A 2,376-nucleotide genomic window follows, 5' to 3' on the forward strand; every position below is an offset into this window, starting at 1 on the left:
GCCCCCCTTCTTTTGAACTGACCGGGCAGTTCAAAAACTACCAACGTCGGGGCACCACAGGTGCACCGGGGGGCAGTTGACCGGACAGAGCGGGCAAAACAGCAGGTCAGGGCGATTGTCAGTGGTGACCGTCACGATGGGGGCAGGCACAAACACAGACACAGCAGTACGCAACGACAGGAGGTTCGTCATGGCCACACCGTCCCCGTCCCCTGTCCACCCCGTCCCGCGCAGGTCGGCGGCACCGCCGGCCGCGCTCGATCTGCTCGCCAAGGCCCGCGCCGGCCTGGCCGAGGCCGTCCGGCTGACCCGGCCCAACGAGCGGTACGCCACCGCCCACCTCGCCGCGCTGCGCACCGCCGCGGCCGTGCTCGCCGCACGCGGGCGGCCCGAGCCGGCCGGCGCGCGGCGCCGGCCCCGGATCCGCAGCGCGTGGGAGGTACTGCCGGAGATAGCGCCGGAGCTGACGGAGTGGAGCGCGCTCTTCGCCTCCGGCGCCGACCGCCGGGCCCGCGCGGAAGCGGGGATACGGGACGCGGCGACGGTCCGGGACGCGGACGATCTGGTGCGCGCCGTGGAGATGTTCCTGCGGCTGGTCGAGCGGATGCTCGCCCTCCAGGCGCCGGCGCCGGCGCTGCCGCAGCCCCGGCCCGGGCACCCGCGGCCCGCGGACGCGGGCTGAGCCGCCCGGGGTGACCTGCGGGACATCGGCCAGGCAATAGGGTGGGGACACGCATCTCCCACCCCTTGTCGCGCCGAGGAGCCATCAGCCGTGTCGGACACTTCCCGCCCCCGCGCCTCCCTTCGCACCGCCGTGGTGTGGGAGGTCCTCAAGGAGGCCCTCGACCGCCGGGTGAAGGCGACCGGGCGGGACGTGCTCGACGTACTGGACACCGGCGGCGGCACCGGCAAGTTCGCGGTGCCGGTGGCCCGGCTGGGCCACCGGGTCACCGTGGTCGACCCCAGCCCGAACGCGCTGTTCGGGCTGGAGCGCCGCGTCGCCGAAGCCGGTGTCGCCGACCTGGTCCGCGGCGTACAGGGCGACGCCCAGGGCCTGCTGGACGTCGTCGAGCGCGACGCCTACGACGTGGTGCTGTGCCACGGCGTGCTGGAGTACGTGGACGACCCGGCCGAGGGCGTGGCCAACGCGGTCGCCGCCCTGCGCTCCGGCGGCAGGCTCAGCCTGCTGGCCGCGGGCCTCGGCGGGGCCGTGCTGGCCCGCGCGCTCGCCGGCCACTTCACCGAGGCCCGGACGGCGCTCACCGACCCGGCCGGCCGCTGGGGCGCGGGGGACCCGGTACCGCGCCGCTTCACCGCCGAGCAGCTCGCCGAGCTGGTCGGCGGGGCCGGCCTGGAGGTCGGCGCGGTCCACGGGGTCCGCGTCTTCGCCGACCTCGTCCCCGGTGTCCTGGTCGACACCGAGCCGGGCGCGGTCGAGGCCCTGCTGCGCCTGGAGGAGGCCGCGGCCGAGCTGCCGGCGTTCCACGCGGTCGCCACCCAGCTGCACGTCCTCGGCACGAAGCCCCCGCGCGAGGAGCGCGCCTGATCTGCGGAGTTCCGCCCACGGAGTACGCCGGACACCCTCCGGTCCACCGGTCGGCCCCGTATGATCGTTCGCAGTGACCGGCATGGTGGACGGGCCGATGGGGAATAAACGCCCCGGCGACCGCCCACCCGGCGGTACGGTTTCGCGCAGGGTTTTGCCCGGGCAGCTCCTTTTGGGGCGCCGCCTTTCCCGGGCACTGTTTTTGTAACGTGGCGCAGAGGGCGGGTGTCACGGGGACGATTCCCCGCCTATCCTGAAGGGGACCCCTGGTCGCTACCCCCCGCGACCGACGGATGAGGAGGACTCCCGTGCCGCTCTCGGAGCACGAGCAGCGAATGCTCGAGCAGATGGAGCGAGCGCTGTACGCCGAAGACCCCAAGTTCGCGACAGCGCTTGAGGGAAGCGGACTGCGTACGTACACCCGGCGACGGGTCTACCAGGCAGTCGCAGGCATTGTGGTGGGTATCGCGCTCCTCATGACCGGTGTGATCATTCCGAACGTACTCTGGGTCAGCGTGGTGGGATTCCTCGTCATGCTGGGCTGTACGGTCCTCGTGGTCACCGGTTGGCGCAAGGCACCCAAGCCTGGCGAGCAGCCCGTCTCCGGCAGTTCAGGCGGTTCGGCCCACGGCCGCAACCGGCAGCGTCGGTCGATGATGACCCGCATCGAGGAGCGGTGGCAGCGCCGCCGCGACGAACACGGGCAGCAGTAGGGGCCCGCAGACATGAGGTGAGGGGTGGGGCCGCGCGGGGCGGCCGGCCCCCCCCCCGCGCCGGCCCGGCGCCCCCCCCCGCCCCCGCCCCTCCCGCCCCCCCCCCCCCCCCCGCGC

General features: G+C 74.0%; 3 protein-coding genes. All 3 read left to right on the forward strand.

Annotated elements, in window-relative coordinates:
* Window positions 1-190 precede the first annotated feature (190 nt).
* The 3 genes from ACFXA3_RS41105 to ACFXA3_RS41115 all read left to right on the forward strand — a co-directional run bounded on the left by ACFXA3_RS41105 (window position 191) and on the right by ACFXA3_RS41115 (window position 2,259).
* Window positions 191-682: an SAV_6107 family HEPN domain-containing protein gene (locus ACFXA3_RS41105; RefSeq protein WP_385196376.1), complete on the forward strand. Its 492-nt coding sequence runs from the start codon at window positions 191-193 to the stop codon at window positions 680-682.
* Window positions 683-772: 90 nt separating this feature from the next.
* A complete protein-coding gene (locus ACFXA3_RS41110) occupies window positions 773-1,546 on the forward strand; it encodes a methyltransferase (RefSeq protein WP_385196378.1) in 774 nt (257 codons plus the stop codon).
* A gap of 308 nt (window positions 1,547-1,854) precedes the next feature.
* Window positions 1,855-2,259 (forward strand): DUF3040 domain-containing protein, encoded by a 405-nt coding sequence (locus ACFXA3_RS41115; protein ID WP_054225580.1) that lies wholly within the window; start codon window positions 1,855-1,857, stop codon window positions 2,257-2,259.
* Window positions 2,260-2,376: the final 117 nt, after the last annotated feature.

Source organism: Streptomyces sp. NPDC059456, from assembly GCF_042750055.1.
In the GTDB taxonomy this organism is placed as follows: domain Bacteria; phylum Actinomycetota; class Actinomycetes; order Streptomycetales; family Streptomycetaceae; genus Streptomyces.

Coding starts and splice junctions, on each gene's coding strand:
- ACFXA3_RS41105 (WP_385196376.1), top strand. CDS start 191: ATGGCCACACCGTCCCCGTCCCCTGTCCACCCCGTCCCGCGCAGGTCG.